This window comes from Bradyrhizobium cytisi, from assembly GCF_008123515.1.
Classification (GTDB): domain Bacteria; phylum Pseudomonadota; class Alphaproteobacteria; order Rhizobiales; family Xanthobacteraceae; genus Bradyrhizobium; species Bradyrhizobium cytisi.
This window is the reverse complement of record NZ_VSSR01000052.1, coordinates 87,684-105,402: the sequence shown is the minus strand read 5'-3', so window position 1 is coordinate 105,402 and position 17,719 is coordinate 87,684. Positions and strand designations below refer to the sequence as shown.

The following is a 17,719-nucleotide window of genomic DNA, read 5'->3' as shown; positions in this document are numbered from 1 at the left end:
CCTGTTGTCGGGCAAACGGAGGCATTGATGACAAACTCAGCACCTGTTTTCACCGCCGATGGTGGCAGCGACGGTTCCGTCACGCGCGTGTCGACCGGCGCAACCGGGGCGCAGGCGGATGGCCAAAGTCACCAGCCCGTGTTCTCGCCCGACGGCACGAAAGTGGCGTTCGAATCCTATGCCGACAATCTGGTGCCCGGCGATACCAACGGTCAACCCGACGTCTTCGTGAAGGACCTGACGACTGGCGCCATCACGCTCCTGTCGACCAGCGCCAGCGGGGTACAGGGGGATAGCTGGAGCTACCAGCCGGTTTTTTCGCCCGATGGTACCAGGCTGGCGTTCGCGTCTGCTTCCGACAATTTGGTGCCGGGCGATACCAATGGTGCTTACGACATCTTCGTGAAGGACCTGACGACCGGCGCCATCACGCGCGTGTCGACCAATGCCAGCGGGGCGCAGGCGGACGGCTTCCAGAGCACCAACCCGATATTCTCGCCTGACGGCACCAAGGTTGCGTTCTATTCCGATGCCGACAATCTCGTGCCGGGCGATACCGACCATGTGCGCGACATCTTCGTGAAGGACTTGACCACTGGCGCGATAACGCTCGTGGGGGCCAGTCCGTACAACGGGGGAGACGGCAGCGGCGGGGATCAGAATGGCTTTACCTTCGCCCCCTCGTTCTCGCCCGATGGCACCAAGATCGTGTTCGGGTCCACCACAGGAGGTGGCGCCATCAACGATATCTACATCAAGGATCTTGCCAGCGGGGTCACCACACTGGTGTCGGACAGCGCCAGCGGCGTTCATGGGAATGGCGGCAGCTACGACCCGGTGTTCTCGCCTGATGGCACCAAGGTGGCGTTCTATACCTTTGCCGATAATCTTGTGCCGGGGAGTTCCAATATCGGAATCGGCAACATTGTCATCAAAGATCTGACCACAGGCGTGGTCACGTTGGTATCGGCCAACGCCGACGGAGCTCCGCAGGACAACGGCGAAGCCCAGAAACCCGTGTTCTCGCCTGATGGTACGAAGATTGCGTTCTATTCCTTCGCCGACAATCTCGTGCCGGGTGTCAATGGCTATGAGATTTATGTGAAGGACCTGATCACCGGCACCGTCAAGATTGTCTCGACCAACGCGAGCGGCGCGCAGGCAAACGGCTACAGCCAAGCTCCCGTGTTCTCGTCTGATGGCACCAAGTTGGTATTCGAATCTTCAGCCAGCAATCTCGTGCCGGGCGATACCAATGGCACTGAGGACATATATGTGAAGGATATTGCTCCGCCGTCCGTCACCGAAGCGAAGCTGACGGACAATGGCGCCGCCCATGTTTCGACATCGGGGGCGGCGTTTTTTACCGACGCGGACAAGACCGACACTCACACGATCTCGGTGGCATCGCAAAGCGGCGATCTCGGCACACTCACGGCCACGGTCGACGATGCCGATGGCAAGGTGACGTGGAGCTATGATGTCTTTCACGCCAACATCGCTCCGCTCGCGGCCGGACGGACCCATACCGACGCCTTCACCTTGACCCTCGACGACGGTCACGGCGGTTCCGCGACACAGAGCGTCACCGTGACGCTGACAGGAATCGATGATGCGCCCGTGATCGGCTCGGGCGCGACGGCAACCTTCGCGGAGAATGGCACTGATGTCACCTACCACGTCGCGGCGACCGACGTCGACAGCCCCGCGCCGACCTATTCGCTATCCGGTGCCGATGCGGCTCTGTTCAACGTGTCGGTGACAGGCGATGTGACGTTCAAGTCTGCGCCCGACTTCGAAGCGCCGAAAGACGCAAACCACGACAATGTCTATGACGTCACCGTAGCTGTCAGCGACGGGGAGAAAATCACCACAAAGAACCTCGCGATCACGGTCACTGACGTGAATGACACCGCTTCCGGCGGATTTCTGATTGTCACGGGCTCGACGGGCTTCGCATCGATCGATGGGGCAACGATCAGTATCGGCGTGAGCGGGAATCTGCATGAGACCGGCAGCAGCGGTGTCATTAGCAACAGCCTGATCAGTGATCTCGGTTCGCTGAACGAAACCCAGGCGACCCTCGCGCTCGCGAACGATATCATCTTCGGCGGTTCCCTCGGTGTGATCGTCGCCCATGGCGGCACCATCACCTTCGACAATGTGCATCTCGACGGGATTTCGCTCGATGCGGCATCCGGCGCGCTTATCGAATCCGTTGCAGGCAGCACCAACACCTTCAACAACGTGACGCTTAATGCTGGCGCCGTGTTTGACGACAGTGCCGGAAGCGTTCTGAACGTCGGCGGCCTGTTGAACAACGGCGGCAAGATCGAGCTCTTCAATGCCACCAAAACTGTCTTGACCGGTGACATCGTCGTCATCGGCAACGGCGAGATCAAGCTCGATCCGGGCTCTGTGATCCTGAACAGCAGTGCGCATCACACGCTCGACCTTGAGGGCGGCACGATCGATGGCGCCGGCACGATCGGGAACGGCGACCATGGCCTCACTTTGAATATCGGCTTCGCCGGCACGCTCGATGCGAACGGGTCTCAACCGCTTGAAGTGAACACCGGCAATTCCGTCACCAACAACGGCCTGATCGAAGCCACGCACGCCTCGCTCAGTTTCGACGACGCCGTTCTCAACGGATTTGCTACGATCACCGCCGATCAGGGCGGCGCGATCGACTTCAGGAACGGTTTGACAAGTAACGGCCTCGTCGATGTCCGCGCCGGCAGTGAGGTGGATGTCTCAGGCAACCTCGTCAACAACGGCACTGTCCTGGATAGTGGCGTGCTCAAGGTCGATGGTTTGAGCGGGACTGGAACTGTCTACGTCAGCGACGGGACGCTGGCGGTCGCTGGTAATCTCAGCAGCAATGTCGTTCTGACTGGTAGGGATTCATTTGTATTCGGGCCCGATGCCAAACAAACATCGGGTGTCATTGCAAACTATACGCCAGGCGCGACGCTGGTGCTGGATGGCTTCGATACCAAGGTGAACGTGGCCCTCAACTATCAGACCGATGTTTTGACACTGACCGATGCGGACCATCATGCAATGACGCTTCACCTAGCACCTGGATCCCTGATCCCGCAGGTCCACGGCGCGGCGTCGGATTTTCTTGTTTAGCGAATTTCGGCTCTGCTTTGACCGAGGCCGCAAACCTTGCCGCGCGGCGCGCAAAAATTCCAATATATTAGCCCTTCGCTCCCGGCACGCGCCGCTCCTCCGGCCTAATCTCCTCCCGCCCGGCGGATGCGGTCCATGTGCCGGGCGATGTTCGGATGAGGCCATGGACCAGCAAAAACTCGACAGGGCGATCGGTCGGCGCTTGAAGACCTTGAGGACGCAGGCCGGCATGACCTTGAACGAACTCGCCAGCCGCTCCGGTGTCAGCCGGGCCATGATCGGGCGGGTGGAGCGGGCGCAGAGCAGTGCCACGGCGGCGCTGCTGAGCAAGCTCTGTGCGGCGCTCGACGTCTCGCTCAGCGACGTCGTCGCGCTCTCGGAGAAGCCGCCGGAGCGGCTGACGCGGCTTGCCGACCAGCCGCAATGGCGCGATCCCGACAGCGGCTACCGGCGGCGCCATGCCTCGCCGGCCGATGCGGCGAGCGGCATCGAGATCATCGTCGTCGACCTGCCGGCCGGCGCGCGCGTGTCCTACAGCCCCTGGGGCCGCAACGCTTTCACCCAGCAACTGCTGATGCTGGAGGGCGCGGTCTGCGTGCATATCGACGCCAAAGCCGTGCGCCTGCGCGAGGGCGACTGCTTCGACTTCGACGTCATGCGCGCGGTGACCTTCGAGAACGAAACCAAGCAGGATGCGCGCTACGTCATCATCACGCGGCGCGGCACCTCCTACGGGAAGATGTGAGACCCTGACGATGCAGATCCGCATTGGCGACACCTTCGATCCGCGCGTCGTCGCGCTGCTCGACCACCACGTTGCGGCGGCGCGGGCGCAAACCGCGCCGGGCAGCGCGCATGCGCTCGATCTCGCCGGGCTTCGCGCCAGCGACGTCGCGTTCTGAACCGGCTGGGACGGCGAGACGCTGGTCGCGACCGGTGCGCTGAAGACGCTCTCGGCCGACCACGGCGAGGTGAAGTCGATGCACACGCTCCAGACCACGCGCCGGCGCGGCTTTGGTGGTCTGATGCTCCGCCACATCATCGCCGAGGCGCGCAAGCGCGACATCAAGCGGTTGAGCCTCGAGACCGGCTCGTGGGACTATTTCAAGCCCGCGCACGCGCTCTATCAGGCGCACGGTTTCGTGCCTTGCGGCCCGTTCGAGGGCTATGTCGAGGACCCCAACAGCCTGTTTCTGACACTCGATCTGAGCGGCCGCTGACGCCCTGGCGCAACCGGGGCTCGAAAAGATCGTCTTGCCCCTCAAAATGAGTTGCGCACCTCAAAACACCTCTGCTAGCCTTCAGGCATGGCCGAAGAGACCGTCTCCGCCGCGCTGACGCTGAAAGACATCGCCCGCGAGGCGGGTGTCAGCCTGGCGACGGTCGATCGCGTCCTGCACAACCGCCCCGGGGTGCGGTCCGATACGGTCCGCCGCGTCCAGGAGACCATCGCGCGCAATGCCTTTCAGCCGCACGTGGCTGCCGCCGAGCTCGCCCGCGGCCGCGTCCGCCGGTTTGCCTTCGTCATGCCGTCGGGGGCGAACCCGTTCATGCAGCAGATCGAGGCCTATCTCGGCGAGATGTCCGGCTGGCTATCGGCCCGGCGTCTCAGCGTCGAGATGGTCAATACGGATGTGTTCGATCCGTCCGTGCTCGCTGCAACGCTCGAGACGCTCTCGGGCGACTACGACGGCGTTGCCGTCGTGGCGCTGGATCATCCCGGCGTGCGCGCTGCGATCAACGATCTCGTCGATGCCGGCACCAAGGTGGTGACGCTGGTCTCCGACGTGCCGTCGTCGCGCCGCCACCATTATGTCGGCATCGACAACATCGCCGCAGGCCGCACCGCCGGCGCGCTGGTCGGGCGGCTGGTCGGGCAAAAGTCCGGCAAGATCGCCATCATCGCGGGATCGCGGGGCCTGCGCGACCATGCCGAGCGCATTTTTGGCTTCAACCAGGTGATGGCATCGGAATTTTCGCACCTCGACTTGCTGCCCCTGCTCGAGGGGCGCGACGAGGACGACCGATCCGAGCAGCTGATATCGCGGCTGCTCGGCAAGCATCCGGACATCATCGCCCTCTACAATGTCGGCGCCGGCACGCAAGGCGTGGCCAAGGCCCTGACCGAGACCGGCCGCGGCAAGCAGATCGTGTTCATCGCCCACGATCTCACGGCGATGACGCGAAAACTGCTGCTGCAGGGTACGCTGGACGTCGCGATCTCGCAGAATCCAGGGCACGAGGCGCGCTCCGCCGTGCGCGTGCTGCTGTCGCTCGCACGCAACGAGCCGATCTTGAGCGAACAGGAGAATATCCGCATCGACATCTTGATGCGGGACAATCTGCCGTAGCCGCAAAGGGCGCGCGGTGCCTTGTGTTTTGAAGTGAGTGACTGCGGAAAGCGCGACGTCAATTCGTGCACCGCGGCAGCGTGATCCCGAACAGATCACGCTCAAACGAAGAGGGAGGGACGAGTTTGTATCTCGGAGTGGACATCGGTACGTCCGGTGTGAAGGCGGTGCTCGTGAGCGAAACCGGCGCGGTCGTCGCGACGGCAGCGCGCGAGCTCGCTCTGTCGCATCCCGCGCCGCTGTGGTCCGAGCAGGATCCCGACGCCTGGGTCGATGCGGCGATCGGCGCGGTCGACGTTCTCGCGCAACATCATCCGCGCGAGGTCACGCAGGTGCGCGGCATCGGGCTGTCGGGCCAGATGCATGGCGCGACGCTGCTCGGTGCCGACGGACGCCCGCTGCGGCCTGCGATCCTCTGGAACGATGGTCGCTCGCACGCCGAATGTATCGAGCTCGAGCGCCGCTGCCCCTCGCTGCACGCCATCGCCGGCAATCTGGCGATGCCCGGCTTCACGGCGCCAAAGCTGCTCTGGGTGGCGCGGCACGAGCCTCACATTTTCGAACGCGTTGCAAAAGTGCTGCTGCCAAAGGCCTATGTGCGCTATCGGCTCACCGGCGAGATGGCCGAGGACATGTCGGACGCGGCCGGCACGCTGTGGCTCGATGTCGGCCGGCGCAGCTGGTCGGCGGAGCTGCTCAAGGCCACCGGGCTCGACCTGCATCACATGCCGCGGCTCGTCGAGGGCAGCAATGCGAGCGCAATGCTCGCGTCCGAATTCGCGCAGCGCTGGGGCATGGCGAAGGACGTCGTGGTCGCCGGCGGCGCCGGTGACAACGCCGCGAGCGCGATCGGCCTCGGCGCAATCGCGCCCGGCGATGCGTTTCTGTCGCTGGGAACCTCAGGTGTGGTGTTCCGCGTCACCGATCGCTTCGCGCCGGCGCCGGCCTCGGCGGTGCATGCGTTCTGCCACGCGCTGCCGGGTCTCTGGCACCAGATGGGCGTGATGCTGTCAGCGGCCGCCTCGCTCGCCTGGCTTGCCGGCGTGATGGAGACTCCTACCGCGGCCCTGCTGGCGCCGCTCGGCGAGCGCGTCGAGGGGCCGAGCCCGGTCAAATTCCTGCCCTATCTCGACGGCGAACGCACCCCGCACAACGATGCCGCCGCGAGCGGCGCCTTCGTCGGCTTGCGCGCTGCGACCGGGCGCAGTCAGATCGTCCAGGCCGTGCTCGAAGGCGTCGCCTTCGCCGCGCGCGACAATCTGGCGGCACTGAGCGCGGCGGGCGGCGCCATCGCCGAGCTTGATCTGGTCGGCGGTGGCTCGCGCTCGCCGCTGTGGGCGCAGATCTGCGCCGACGTGCTCGGCATTGCCGTGCACCGCGTCGAGGAGGGCGAGGTCGGCGCAGCGCTCGGCGCCGCGCGGCTCGGCCGGCTTGCGGCCACCGGCGACGATCCCGCGCAAGTGTGCACCCGCCCGCGTCGGCTTGCCAGTTTCGTGCCCCGCGCCTCCGCTGTGTCCGCCTACGACGAGGCCTATCGCCGCTGGCGCGAGCTTTACCCCGCATTGAAGGAGAGTCTTTAAGTGAACGCGTCAGCTAAATTCTTCGATGCCAGCGCACCCATAGCCTTTGCCGGCAAGGACGCGGGAAATGCGCCCGCCTTCCGCTGGTACGACAAGGACCGCATGGTCCACGGCCGCAGGCTGGAAGATCACTTGCGCTTTGCGGTGTGCTACTGGCATTCGCTGTGCTGGCCGGGCGGCGATCCCTTCGGCGGCGAGACGTTTCTGCGGCCCTGGCACCACGGCTCCGATCCGATGGCGATGGCGCGCGCCAAGGCCGATGTCGCCTTCGAGCTGTTCCGCCTGCTGGATGTGCCCTTCTTCACCTTCCACGACGTCGATGCGGCGCCCGAAGGTGCTTCGCTCCGCGAATCCGTCGCCAACCTCAACGCCATCGCCGATCTGTTCGAGGCGAAGATGGCATCGGCCAAGGTCCGCCTGCTCTGGGGTACGGCAAACCTGTTCACGCATCGCCGTTACATGGCGGGCGCCGCGACCAATCCGGACCCCGAGATCTTCACCTATGCCGCCGGCCAGGTCCGCGCCGCGCTGGAGGTGACGCATCGGCTCGGCGGCCAGAACTATGTGCTGTGGGGCGGCCGCGAGGGCTACGAGACGCTGCTCAATACCGATCTCAAGCGCGAGCTCGACCAGCTCGGCCGCTTCGTCTCGCTCGTGGTCGAGCACAAGCACAAGATCGGCTTCAAGGGCCCGATCCTGATCGAGCCGAAGCCGAAGGAGCCGACCAAGCATCAATATGATTTCGACGTCGCCACCTGCTACGGCTTCCTCGCACGCTACGATTTGCTCGAGGACGTCAAGCTCAACATCGAGCAAAACCACGCCATCCTCGCCGGACACTCCTTCCATCACGAGGTCGCGCTGGCCGAGGCGCTCGGCGTGTTCGGCTCGCTCGATATCAACCGCGGCGACGATCTGCTTGGCTGGGACACCGATCAGTTCGCGATGAACGTGGGCGAGCTGGCGCTGGTGTTCCACGAGATGCTGAACCGCGGCGGCTTCAACTCCGGCGGACTCAATTTCGACGCCAAGATCCGCCGTCAGTCGATCGACCCCGACGATCTCATCCATGCTCATGTCGGCTCGATGGATGCCTGCGCGCGGGCGTTCCTCGCTGCTGCCGACATGCTCGATGCCGGCGCCCTCACGGCGCCGCTTGCCGACCGCTACGGTGGATGGGCGGGCGGCGAGGGCCGGGCCATTCTCGCCGGCCAGCGCTCGCTCGCCGATCTCGCCGATCGCGCGATGGGTCCCGGCTTCGACCCGCAGCCGCGCTCGGGACGGCAGGAATATCTGGAATCTCTCGTTAACCGCTACATCTGAGGTCGCTGATGGCAAGTGCTGACGCAACACCGGTGCTCGAATTGACCGGCATCGGCAAGGAGTTCGGCGCCATCCGCGCGCTGCATGATGTCGATATGCATGTCCACCCGGGCGAAGTGGTCGGCCTGATGGGCGACAACGGCGCCGGCAAGTCGACGCTGGTCAAGATCATCGCCGGCAATTTCCGCCCCAGCCATGGCGAAATCCGCTTCGGTGGCGATGCGGTCCATTTCAGCCGGCCCATCGATGCCCGCGCGGTCGGTATCGAGGTCGTCTATCAGGACCTCGCGCTCGCCGACAATCTGACCGCTGCCGCCAACGTGTTTCTCGGCCGCGAGCTGAAGCGTAAATTCGGCCCCATCGCTTTGCTCGACCACAAGGCCATGGCATCGCGTGCGCTGGAATTGTTCGGCGAGCTGCGCTCGGAGACGCGTCCCGACGATCTCGTCAAGCAGATGTCCGGCGGCCAGCGCCAGGCGGTTGCGATCGCGCGGACGCGGCTCTCCAATGCGCGGCTGGTCATGATGGACGAGCCGACGGCCGCTATCTCGGTCCGCCAGGTCGAGCAGGTGTTGAGCCTGATCCACCGCTTGAAGGAGCAGGGCGTCGCCGTGATGCTGATCTCGCACCGCATGCCCGACGTGTTCGCGGTGTGCGACCGCGTCATTGTCATGCGCCGCGGCGAGAAGCGGGCCGACAAGCCGATCCACGACACCTCCCCCGAGGAAGTCACAGCCCTTATCACCGGCGCGAAGGAGGCGGCGTGATGGCGATGCCCCTGGAATCCCCCGTCACGTTCTCGAACGTCGGCAAGATCAAATGGTGGCGGCGCGGCATCTTCGCCTCCCAGACCGGCTACGTCCTGCTGGCGCTCCTGGTGCTGATGGTCGTGATGCATTTTGCCAGCCCCTATTTCTTCACCGAGGGCAACATGCAGAACGTGGCGAAGAACTTTTCCTTCATCGCCATTGCCACGCTCGGAATCACCTTCGTCATCATCACCGGCGGCATTGATCTCTCCGTCGGCTCGATGATGTGTTTTTCTGCGATGATCACCTCTATGGTCATGATCGAGCTGTCGGCGCCGGGATCGGTGTTCGTCCATTTGGCCGCCGACGGCAAGACCGCCGTCGCCAATGTGCCCGGATTGATCCTTGTGATCTCGGTGCTCGCGGGGCTGTGCGCCGCGTTGATCGTCGGGCTCGTCAACGGCTTCTGCATTGCGGTGCTCGGGCTGTCACCCTTCGTCACCACGCTTGGCATGCTCTCGATCGTGCGTGGGCTCGCCTATGTCGTCTCGAACGGCCGCGGCAGCTTTCCCGGCGGGCCGGACGCCGATTATTTCTATGCGCTGACATCGGGTGACGTGCTCGGCGTGCCCGCTCCCTTCATCTATCTGGTGATACTCGCCGCCGTGATGGCGGTCGTGCTGCATCACACCAGTTTCGGCCGCCACGTCTTCGCGCTCGGCGGCAACGAGAAGGCGGCGGAGCTGACCGGCATCTCGGTCGTGCGGGTGAAGATCGAGGTCTACGTGATCTGCGCGCTCGCCGCGGGGCTCCAAGGCATCATCATCTCCGGCTGGCTCGGCTCGGCGCCCGCCAACATGGCGACCTCCTACGAGCTCAACGTGATTGCGGCCGCCGTGATCGGCGGCGCCAATCTGGCCGGCGGCATCGGCGGTCCGCTCGGTGCCATCGTCGGCTGCGTGCTGCTCGAAGTGATCCGCAACGGCCTCGTGCTCGCGCAGGTCAACTCCTACTGGCAGCAGACGCTGGTGGGCGTGATCATCATCCTTGCCGTGCTGGTCGACCGGATCCGCTCGCGCATGACTTAACCAGTTACTCCGGAAGGACAACGAAAGATCGTCTATCCGCCTGCCGGGGCATCACATCACAAATGGATAGGCAACAAAGTGTGGAGGGAAGAAATGAAGAAGCTTCTGTTGGCCGGCGTGACCATCGCAATGATGGCGACCCCGGCATTTGCCCAGACCTACAAGTTCGCCGTCGTGCCCAAGGCGATGAACAATCCGTTCTTCGATGTGGCGCGTGACGGCTGCCTGAAGCGAGCCAAGGAACTCGGCAATGTCGAATGCATCTACAAGGGGCCGATCGAGCACGAGCCGGCGACACAGGCCCAGATCATCCAGGACTTCATCACCCAGAAGGTGGATGGGTTGGCAATCTCGGTTGCCGACGTCGCAGCGATGACCAAGTCGATCGATGCAGCGGCTGCAGCCGGCATTCCCGTCATTACGTTTGACGCGGATGCGCCGGGTTCCAAGCGGCTTGCCTATATCGGCACCAACAACAAGGACTTCGGCCTCGCGCTCGGCAAGCAGTTGCTCAAGCTCCGGCCCGATGGCGGCAAATATGCCATGGTTTCCGGCGGCCCCGGTGCGAAAAACCTCGCCGAACGTGTCGATGGTGTCCGCGAAGCGCTCAAGGGCTCGAAATGGGTCGAGGTCCAGGGTTCGCCGACCTTCTGCAATGACGATTCCGCGCTTGCGATCCAGCAGATGTCGGACTTGCGTACCGCAACGCCCGACCTCGGTGCGATCGTGCCGGTCGGCGGCTGGCCGATGTTCGCGCCCGAAGGCTACAAAGCCTTCGTCAACAAGAACAAGAAGGATATCGACGCCGGCAAGTTCACGCTCGTCGTCGCCGATACGCTGAAGATGCAGCTCGAATTGCTGCGCGACGGCTACTCCAACGCGCTCACCGGCCAGCGTCCGTTCGAGATGGGCGAGAAGTCTATGGACACCCTGTTGGCGATCAAGAAGGGCCAGAAGGTTCCGGAAGTGATCTACACCGGCCTCGACCTGGTGACGAAGGACAACGTCGCTCAATTGTTGAAGTAGGAACGTTACCAGCCCGACGTTCCTGCGCTACACTCCCTCTCCCGCTTGCGGGGGAGGGAGTGCTTTTGCGGATTGGAAGGATATTGCAATGAAGCGTACGCGGTTGGCTAACGGTCTCGATGTTACGGCAATAGGCCTCGGCTCGGCGCCACTCGGCGGCCTGTTTTCGGCGGTCAGCGATGCCGATGCAGAAGCGACGCTCGCGGCCGGCTGGTCGGCCGGCATCCGCTTCTACGACACTGCGCCGCTCTACGGCTTTGGCCTCGCCGAGCGCCGTTTGGGCGCTTTCCTGCGCCAGCAGCAGCGGGACTCCTTTGCGATCTCGACCAAGGTCGGCCGGCTGCTGCGCCCGGATCCCAGTTCGACCGAGGACGATCACTACAAGGGCGCCCCTGCGCTGCGGCCGCAATTCGATTTCAGCTATGACGGCGTGATGCGTTCGGTCGAGGAAAGTCTCGATCGCCTCGGGCTCGATCGCGTCGACGTGCTGCTCGTGCATGATCCCGACGATCACTATGACGCGGCCGTCAACGGTGCTTTCCGCGCGCTGATGCGCCTGCGCGACGACGGCACGGTCAAGGCGATCGGCTCCGGCATGAATCAGTCGGAGATGCTCACACGTTTCGCCGAAGCCGTGCCGGTCGACTGCTTCCTGCTCGCTGGCCGTTACACGCTGCTCGACCAGGGCGCGCTGGATGCGCTGTTTCCGGTCTGCCGCGAGAGGGGCATCGGCATCCTGCTCGGCGGCATCTACAACAGCGGCATTTTGGCCAATCCGCACACCGGCGCGAAGTTCAATTATCAGGACGCCGACGCGGCACTCGTGGCGCGCGCACTCGCGCTTGACGAGCTCTGCCGCAAGCACGGCACCGAGCTGAAGGCCGCCGCGCTCCAGTTCTGCATGGCCCATCCGGCCGTGACGGTCGCGGTGATGGGCGCGCGCAACGCCGCGGAGGTTGCCGACAACATCGCGATGTCGGAGCGCACGGTGCCGCCGGCCTTCTGGCAGGAGCTGCGCGCGAAAAACCTCGTCGACGCGCGGGCGCCGCTGCCGGGCGGAGCGTGAGACATGCTCATCGATGCGCACCAGCATTTCTGGGATCCCGCGCGCGCCGACTATCCCTGGATGGATGCGCCTGAGCTCACGCCGATCCGCCGCGCCTTCGGGCCCGCCGATCTAGCTCCGCTGCTAAAGGCGAACGGCATCGACGCAAGCATCCTGGTGCAGTGCCGCTCCGCGCTTGAGGAGACCGAGGAATTATTGCGGGTCGCGCATGACACGCCCTCCGTCATGGGCGTGGTCGGCTGGGCCGATCTGACCGATGCCGCGCTCGGCGACACGCTTGATCGGCTGCGCGCGCTGCCGGGCGGCGCAAAGCTGGTCGGTATCCGCCACCAGGTCCACGACGAGGCCGATCCCGACTGGCTGTTGCGCGCGGACGTCCAGCGCGGACTCGCGGCGGTGTTCGCCCGCGATCTCGCCTACGACTTCCTCGTCCGCACCCGCGAGCTCCCCGCTGCGATCGCAACTGCAAAAGCTTTTCCGCACGCACGCTTCGTGCTCGACCACGCCGCAAAACCGCCGATCGCCGTTGGCGGCAGCGCGGAATGGTCCGACCGCATCGCGTCGCTCGCGGCCTGCGGCAACGTCTGGTGCAAGGTCTCGGGGCTCGCGACGGAAGCGAAGTGGACCGATTGGGACGCGGAGCGGCTGTTTCCGTTTGTCCAGCACGTCGCGAATAGTTTTGGCGAGGACCGCCTGATCTTCGGCTCCGACTGGCCGGTGTGCCTGCTGGCGGGCAGCTACGGCGAGATCAAGGCCGCGCTGGAGGCGTGCCTGGCGAAGCTAGATGCGAGCGTCCGCGACAAGGCATTTGGGATGAATGCTAAGCGGGCGTATCGGCTGGCCATCGTCTGAGCCGCGAACGCGCTGCTCCTACTCCCCTTGCGGGAGAAGGTGGCGCGAAGCGCCGGATGAGGGGTTCTATCCACAAATTCAATCTGCGGAGAGAGATCCCTCACCCCAGTGAGCCGTGTTCACGAGCGGAGCTGCCCTCTCCCGCAAGCGGACAGGGCACAGTAACGACAGCGCCCTCACGCCCCCGGAGGCACCTGATCCAAAAATCCCGTGATGCTCCTGATGCGGCCATCCTTCAGCACGGCGAAATCCGTGCCCTTGATCGGGCTATCGACGCCATCAGGTCCAAGACCCCAGCTGAAGCGCACATGGTCGCCATGGCCGTTGGGCTCGCCGATCAGGCTGAACTTGAAGTCGGGAAAGCGCTGCTGCACGCCGGCGATCAGGGCATCGATGCCGTCCCGGCCGTCACCCTTCATCAGCGGATCGACATAGCTCGCATCTGCCGTCCAGTTCTCGCTGAGCAATTCGCGGCGGCGATTTTGCGCGCGCTCGTTCCAGAGATCGATGTAGCGGCGGGCGATCGTGACGTGGTCGGTCATGAGACTCTCCTTCGATGGCGCCGTGTGGTTCGGCTGACCTGACTATCGAAGGTTCGCGCGCTGGGATCGATTACCTCGGAGATCATGCGTCCACAAAAAAAGAGCGCGATGACGGTCTCATCGCGCTCCTGTCGCCTGTTGGTTCCGCGCGAACCTACTTCGCCGCGGTCACCATGATCTCGACGGTGTATTGCGGCGCGGCCAGCTTGGCTTCAACGGTGGCGCGGGCCGGGGTGTTGCCGGGCGACACCCAGCCATCCCACACGGCGTTCATCTCCTGGAACGTCTTCATGTCGGTGATGTAGATCGTGGCCGACAGCAGTTTCGACTTGTCGGTGCCGGCCTTGGCGAGATGGCCGTCGATGGTCTTCAGGATATCCTGGGTCTGCTTGGTCACGCTTTCGCCGGCCGCATTGCTGGCGACGACGCCGGCGAGATAGACGGTGTTGCCGTGCACGACGACCTGGCTCATGCGCGGGCCGGTTTCAAGACGCTGAATGCTCATTAGGGGATCTCCTGGTGGGAATGGCGGCCCTGTCTAGCGCAGCACCTCGCGCTGTGCCACCCCCGGCACGCATGCGTTGCCCGGCACGCATGCGTTCGTTCAACGGCCAACCGCTTTCGCCGCCGCACGGCCGGCATTGCGGCCCGAGAACAGGCAGCCGCCGAGGAAGGTGCCCTCCAGCGAGCGATAGCCGTGCATGCCGCCGCCGCCGAAGCCGGCGGCCTCGCCCACCGCGTAGAGGCCGGGAATGATCTGCCCTTCCTCGCCGAACACGCGTGAGTCGAGATCGGTCTCGAAGCCGCCCAGCGTCTTGCGGGTGAGGATGTTGAGCTTGACCGCGATCAGCGGCCCCTGCGCGGGATCGAGAATGCGGTGCGGCGATGCCGTGCGGATCAGCTTGTCGCCGATGTAACGTCGCGCATTGTGGATATTCATCACCTGCGCGTCCTTGACGTAAGGATTGGCGATCTCGCGGTCGCGCGCCTCGATCTGCATCCTGATCTCGTCGAGCCTGAGCAGATCGTTGCCGGCGAGCTTGTTCATGGCGGCGACGAGATCCTCGATCTTGTCGCGTACGATGAAGTCGGCACCATGGCTTTTGAACGCCTCGACCGGCGCCGGCGCGCCCTTGTTGGTGGCGCGGCGCAAGGTCATGCGCCAGCTCTTGCCGGTGAGATCGGGGTTCTGCTCCGAGCCCGACAGCGCGAACTCCTTCTTGATGATGGCCTGCGTCAGGACGAACCAGGAATAATCATAGCCGGTGGACATGATGTATTTGAGCTGGCCGAGCGTATCAGACCCCGGGAATAGCGGCGCCGGCAGCCGCGTGCCCGTGGCGTCGAACCACATCGAGGAGGGGCCTGGCAGGATGCGGATACCGTGGCGCGGCCAGATCGGTGACCAGTTCTGGATGCCCTCGACATAGTGCCACATGCGGTCGCGATTGATCAGCCGCGCCCCTGATGCCTCGGTGATGCCGATCATGCGGCCGTCGACATGCTCGGGCACGCCGGAGATCATGAATTTTGGCGGCTCGCCGAGCCGCTTGGGCCAGTTCGCGCGCACCAGATCGTGATTGCCGCCGATGCCGCCGGACGCCACGATCACGGCTTGCGCCTTCAGCGCAAACTCGCCGACGACACTGCGAGACGAGCTCTTGCCGCGCTCGACGCTGTCGGGCGCGAGAATGGCGCCGCTGACGCCGTCCACCGTACCGTTGGTGATCGAGAGCGCGTCGACGCGATGGCGGAACCGGAAGATCAGCCGGCCGCTCTTCGCGGCTTCGCGCGCGCGGCGCTCGAACGGCTCGACGATGCCGGGTCCGGTGCCCCAGGTGACATGAAAGCGCGGCACCGAGTTGCCGTGGCCCATCGCGTCATAGCCGCCGCGCTCGGCCCAGCCCACCACGGGGAAGATCCGATGCCCCATCGCGCGCAGCCAGTCGCGCTTCTCGCCGGCCGCGAACGCCACATAGGCCTCCGCCCATTGGCGCGGCCAGAAGTCCTCGTCTCGGTCGAAGCCGGCAGTGCCGAGCCAGTCCTGCATCGCGAGGTCAAACGAGTCCTTGATGCCGAGCCGGCGCTGCTCCGGGGAGTTCACCAGAAACAATCCGCCAAACGACCAGAACGCCTGGCCGCCGAGCGACTGCTCGCCCTCCTGGTCGACCACGATCACGCGTTTGCCGGCGTCGGCAATCTCGGTCGCCGCCACCAGTCCCGATAGTCCTCCGCCGACGACAATGACGTCCGCCTGCTCAGTCGAATGCTCGGCCATGAGTTCCCCCCTGTAGTTATCCGGGATTGAAGCCAGCGGTTGCAACTGAGATCAAGGGCTTGTCGCGTAGGACATCGTTAACTTGTTCCACTTTGGGATCGAGGCGGGCCTGAGTGCAGCGCGGACGCAACACTGGATTTGAATTTGTTTTGAGTAAGCCCGCCTGCCTAGACAAAACCACGAAGTCGACCGACGCTAGACGAGCATCACCACCTGACACACAGATTCGCAAACGACCGGGGCGGGGGCCAATGAAGTTTCTGACGGGGTTGCTTGCGGCGATCGTGCTGGTCGCTTGCATGGGGGCGTCTCACGCGGTGGTTCGGATCGCGGATGACCGCGGCGGCCGGATCGGAACCTATGTCGACAGATATCAGGACCTGCGGCAATCAGGCGACACCGTCATCATCGACGGCCTCTGCGCTTCCGCCTGCACCATCGTCCTCGGCGCCATCCCGCGCGACCGCATCTGCGTCACCTCGCACGCGACGCTCGGCTTCCACGCCGCCTGGGATTTCGGCTCCAATGGTCGCGCCGTGACCAACTCTGAGGCGACCCACATGCTTTATTCGATGTATCCCTCGCAGGTGAAGCGCTGGATCTCACAGCGTGGCGGCCTCACGCCGCACATGCTGTTCCTGAGGGGCAGGCAGCTCCAGGCCATGTACAAGCCCTGCTACCTCGATGCGCAGGCTTCGGCCAGCAGGCCTTTGCGCCGATCTGCTCCGCCAGCGGAAGAGTTGGAGTCGGCCCGGGGCCAGCTCCTTCACTGATATCCTCAGCATGACGGAATCCGGCCTGCCAGCGGCGCCTTGCCCGCAGGCGGGCCAAAGCCTATCTGAAGGCTAGGGAACCGGGGCCTTCGCTCCGGTCATTGTCATGGCTCAGCCACTGCACACCGTACATCCGGTATCGGACAATTCGCCCACTGCCGGCCGACTGCCGGCCGTGCTGTTGTTGGCCGGCGCCTGTGTTGCCGGGCTCCTTGTGATCGGCGCGCTCGCGCTCTGGTTCCATTACGGCTCCCAGGTGTTCTTCGAAATGATCAGGACCGGCTTTGCCGCCTGCTTCTGATCCGCGACAGGAAGTATTCCGCTCATGAGCTCCACCGCCCGTCCGCTGGTGATTGCGACCGCCTTCGCCTCAAGCCTCGTCGTCGGTCTGCTGGTGCTGTTCTGGGCCATGGGCGGCGTCAGCAAGGTGGCGCAGCCAGCCGCGATCGGCGGCCCGTTCCAGCTCACCGACCAGAACGGCAAAGCCGTCACCGACAACAGCCTCAAGGGTAAGCCGACGCTGATCTTCTTCGGCTACACCCATTGTCCCGACGTCTGCCCGACCTCGCTGTTCGAGCTGTCGGAACTGCTGCGCGCGATGGGCAAGGATGCCGACAAGGTCAACGCCGTCTTCATCTCGGTCGATCCCGAGCGCGATACACCCGCGACCATGAAGGACTATCTCTCAAGCTTCGATCCGCATCTCGAGGGCCTTAGCGGCGATCCCGCCGAGACCGCCAAGGTGATCACCTCTTACCGGGTCTATGCCAAGAAGGTCCCGACCAAGGACGGCGACTACACCATGGACCACACCGCGCTGATCTATCTGATGGACCGCGACGGCCGTTTCGTCTCGCCGTTCAACCTGAAGCGGAGCCCCGAAGAGGCCGCGACGGAGCTGAAGCGGTATCTTTGAAGGCCTCGTCCAGGCGAAGCTGCTTCCACATCGTCAT

Annotated in this window: 16 protein-coding genes and 1 pseudogene; 14 read left to right on the top strand and 3 right to left on the bottom strand. The window is 64.3% G+C overall.

Annotation, left to right across the window (positions count from 1 at the left end; all coding sequences use genetic code 11):
- Positions 1-27: 27 nt before the first annotated feature.
- The 11 genes and pseudogenes from FXB38_RS29605 (at position 28) to FXB38_RS29555 (ending at position 13,173) form a co-directional block, all read left to right on the top strand.
- Positions 28-3,138, top strand: coding sequence for a VCBS domain-containing protein (locus FXB38_RS29605; protein ID WP_148754484.1), 3,111 nt, complete (start codon positions 28-30; stop codon positions 3,136-3,138).
- Between the two features lie 163 nt (positions 3,139-3,301).
- Entirely contained in the window at positions 3,302-3,883 is a 582-nt protein-coding gene (locus FXB38_RS29600) for a helix-turn-helix domain-containing protein (protein ID WP_148754482.1), read from the top strand.
- 10 nt (positions 3,884-3,893) lie between these two features.
- A pseudogene (locus tag FXB38_RS29595) lies at positions 3,894-4,358 on the top strand (GNAT family N-acetyltransferase).
- An 87-nt stretch (positions 4,359-4,445) separates the two neighbouring features.
- The gene (locus FXB38_RS29590; RefSeq protein WP_148754480.1) at positions 4,446-5,489 is read left to right on the top strand and encodes a LacI family DNA-binding transcriptional regulator; all 1,044 of its coding nucleotides are present in this window, start codon (positions 4,446-4,448) and stop codon (positions 5,487-5,489) included.
- 125 nt (positions 5,490-5,614) lie between these two features.
- Positions 5,615-7,069 (top strand): xylulokinase, encoded by a 1,455-nt coding sequence (gene xylB / locus FXB38_RS29585; RefSeq protein WP_148754478.1) that lies wholly within the window; start codon positions 5,615-5,617, stop codon positions 7,067-7,069.
- Positions 7,070-8,392, top strand: coding sequence for a xylose isomerase (gene xylA / locus FXB38_RS29580; protein WP_148754477.1), 1,323 nt, complete (start codon positions 7,070-7,072; stop codon positions 8,390-8,392).
- Positions 8,393-8,400: 8 nt separating this feature from the next.
- Complete coding sequence (locus FXB38_RS29575; RefSeq protein WP_148754475.1) at positions 8,401-9,159, top strand: ATP-binding cassette domain-containing protein; 759 nt, start codon at positions 8,401-8,403, stop codon at positions 9,157-9,159.
- Positions 9,159-10,229, top strand: coding sequence for an ABC transporter permease (locus tag FXB38_RS29570; RefSeq protein ID WP_187435226.1), 1,071 nt, complete (start codon positions 9,159-9,161; stop codon positions 10,227-10,229). The genes FXB38_RS29575 and FXB38_RS29570 overlap by 1 nt, the downstream gene beginning before the upstream one ends.
- A 93-nt stretch (positions 10,230-10,322) precedes the next feature.
- Positions 10,323-11,255 (top strand): sugar-binding protein, encoded by a 933-nt coding sequence (locus FXB38_RS29565; RefSeq protein WP_148754471.1) that lies wholly within the window; start codon positions 10,323-10,325, stop codon positions 11,253-11,255.
- Between the two features lie 88 nt (positions 11,256-11,343).
- Positions 11,344-12,321, top strand: coding sequence for an aldo/keto reductase (locus FXB38_RS29560; protein WP_148754469.1), 978 nt, complete (start codon positions 11,344-11,346; stop codon positions 12,319-12,321).
- Positions 12,322-12,324: 3 nt separating this feature from the next.
- Positions 12,325-13,173 carry an amidohydrolase family protein gene (locus tag FXB38_RS29555; RefSeq protein WP_148754467.1) on the top strand — a complete coding sequence of 283 codons (849 nt, stop codon included), beginning with the start codon at positions 12,325-12,327 and terminating at the stop codon, positions 13,171-13,173.
- A gap of 176 nt (positions 13,174-13,349) precedes the next feature.
- Here FXB38_RS29555 and FXB38_RS29550 read toward each other — a convergent pair whose 3' ends face one another.
- From FXB38_RS29550 to FXB38_RS29540, 3 genes are all read right to left on the bottom strand, one after another.
- Complete coding sequence (locus FXB38_RS29550) at positions 13,350-13,715, bottom strand: nuclear transport factor 2 family protein (protein ID WP_148754466.1); 366 nt, start codon at positions 13,713-13,715, stop codon at positions 13,350-13,352.
- 154 nt (positions 13,716-13,869) lie between these two features.
- Positions 13,870-14,220, bottom strand: a complete 351-nt coding sequence (locus FXB38_RS29545) for a RidA family protein (protein ID WP_148754464.1) — start codon at positions 14,218-14,220, stop codon at positions 13,870-13,872.
- A 99-nt stretch (positions 14,221-14,319) separates the two neighbouring features.
- Positions 14,320-15,993 carry an FAD-binding dehydrogenase gene (locus FXB38_RS29540; RefSeq protein ID WP_148754462.1) on the bottom strand — a complete coding sequence of 558 codons (1,674 nt, stop codon included), beginning with the start codon at positions 15,991-15,993 and terminating at the stop codon, positions 14,320-14,322.
- Positions 15,994-16,244: 251 nt separating this feature from the next.
- Between FXB38_RS29540 and FXB38_RS29535 the strand changes: the two genes are divergently transcribed.
- From FXB38_RS29535 to FXB38_RS29525, 3 genes are all read left to right on the top strand, one after another.
- Positions 16,245-16,766 carry a Clp protease/crotonase-like domain-containing protein gene (locus FXB38_RS29535; protein WP_187435225.1) on the top strand — a complete coding sequence of 174 codons (522 nt, stop codon included), beginning with the start codon at positions 16,245-16,247 and terminating at the stop codon, positions 16,764-16,766.
- Positions 16,767-16,872: 106 nt separating this feature from the next.
- On the top strand, positions 16,873-17,067 hold the full coding sequence (locus FXB38_RS29530) for a hypothetical protein (RefSeq protein ID WP_148754458.1): 195 nt from the start codon (positions 16,873-16,875) through the stop codon (positions 17,065-17,067).
- A gap of 24 nt (positions 17,068-17,091) precedes the next feature.
- A complete protein-coding gene (locus tag FXB38_RS29525; protein ID WP_148754456.1) occupies positions 17,092-17,682 on the top strand; it encodes an SCO family protein in 591 nt (196 codons plus the stop codon).
- The last annotated feature ends 37 nt before the right edge of the window (positions 17,683-17,719 follow it).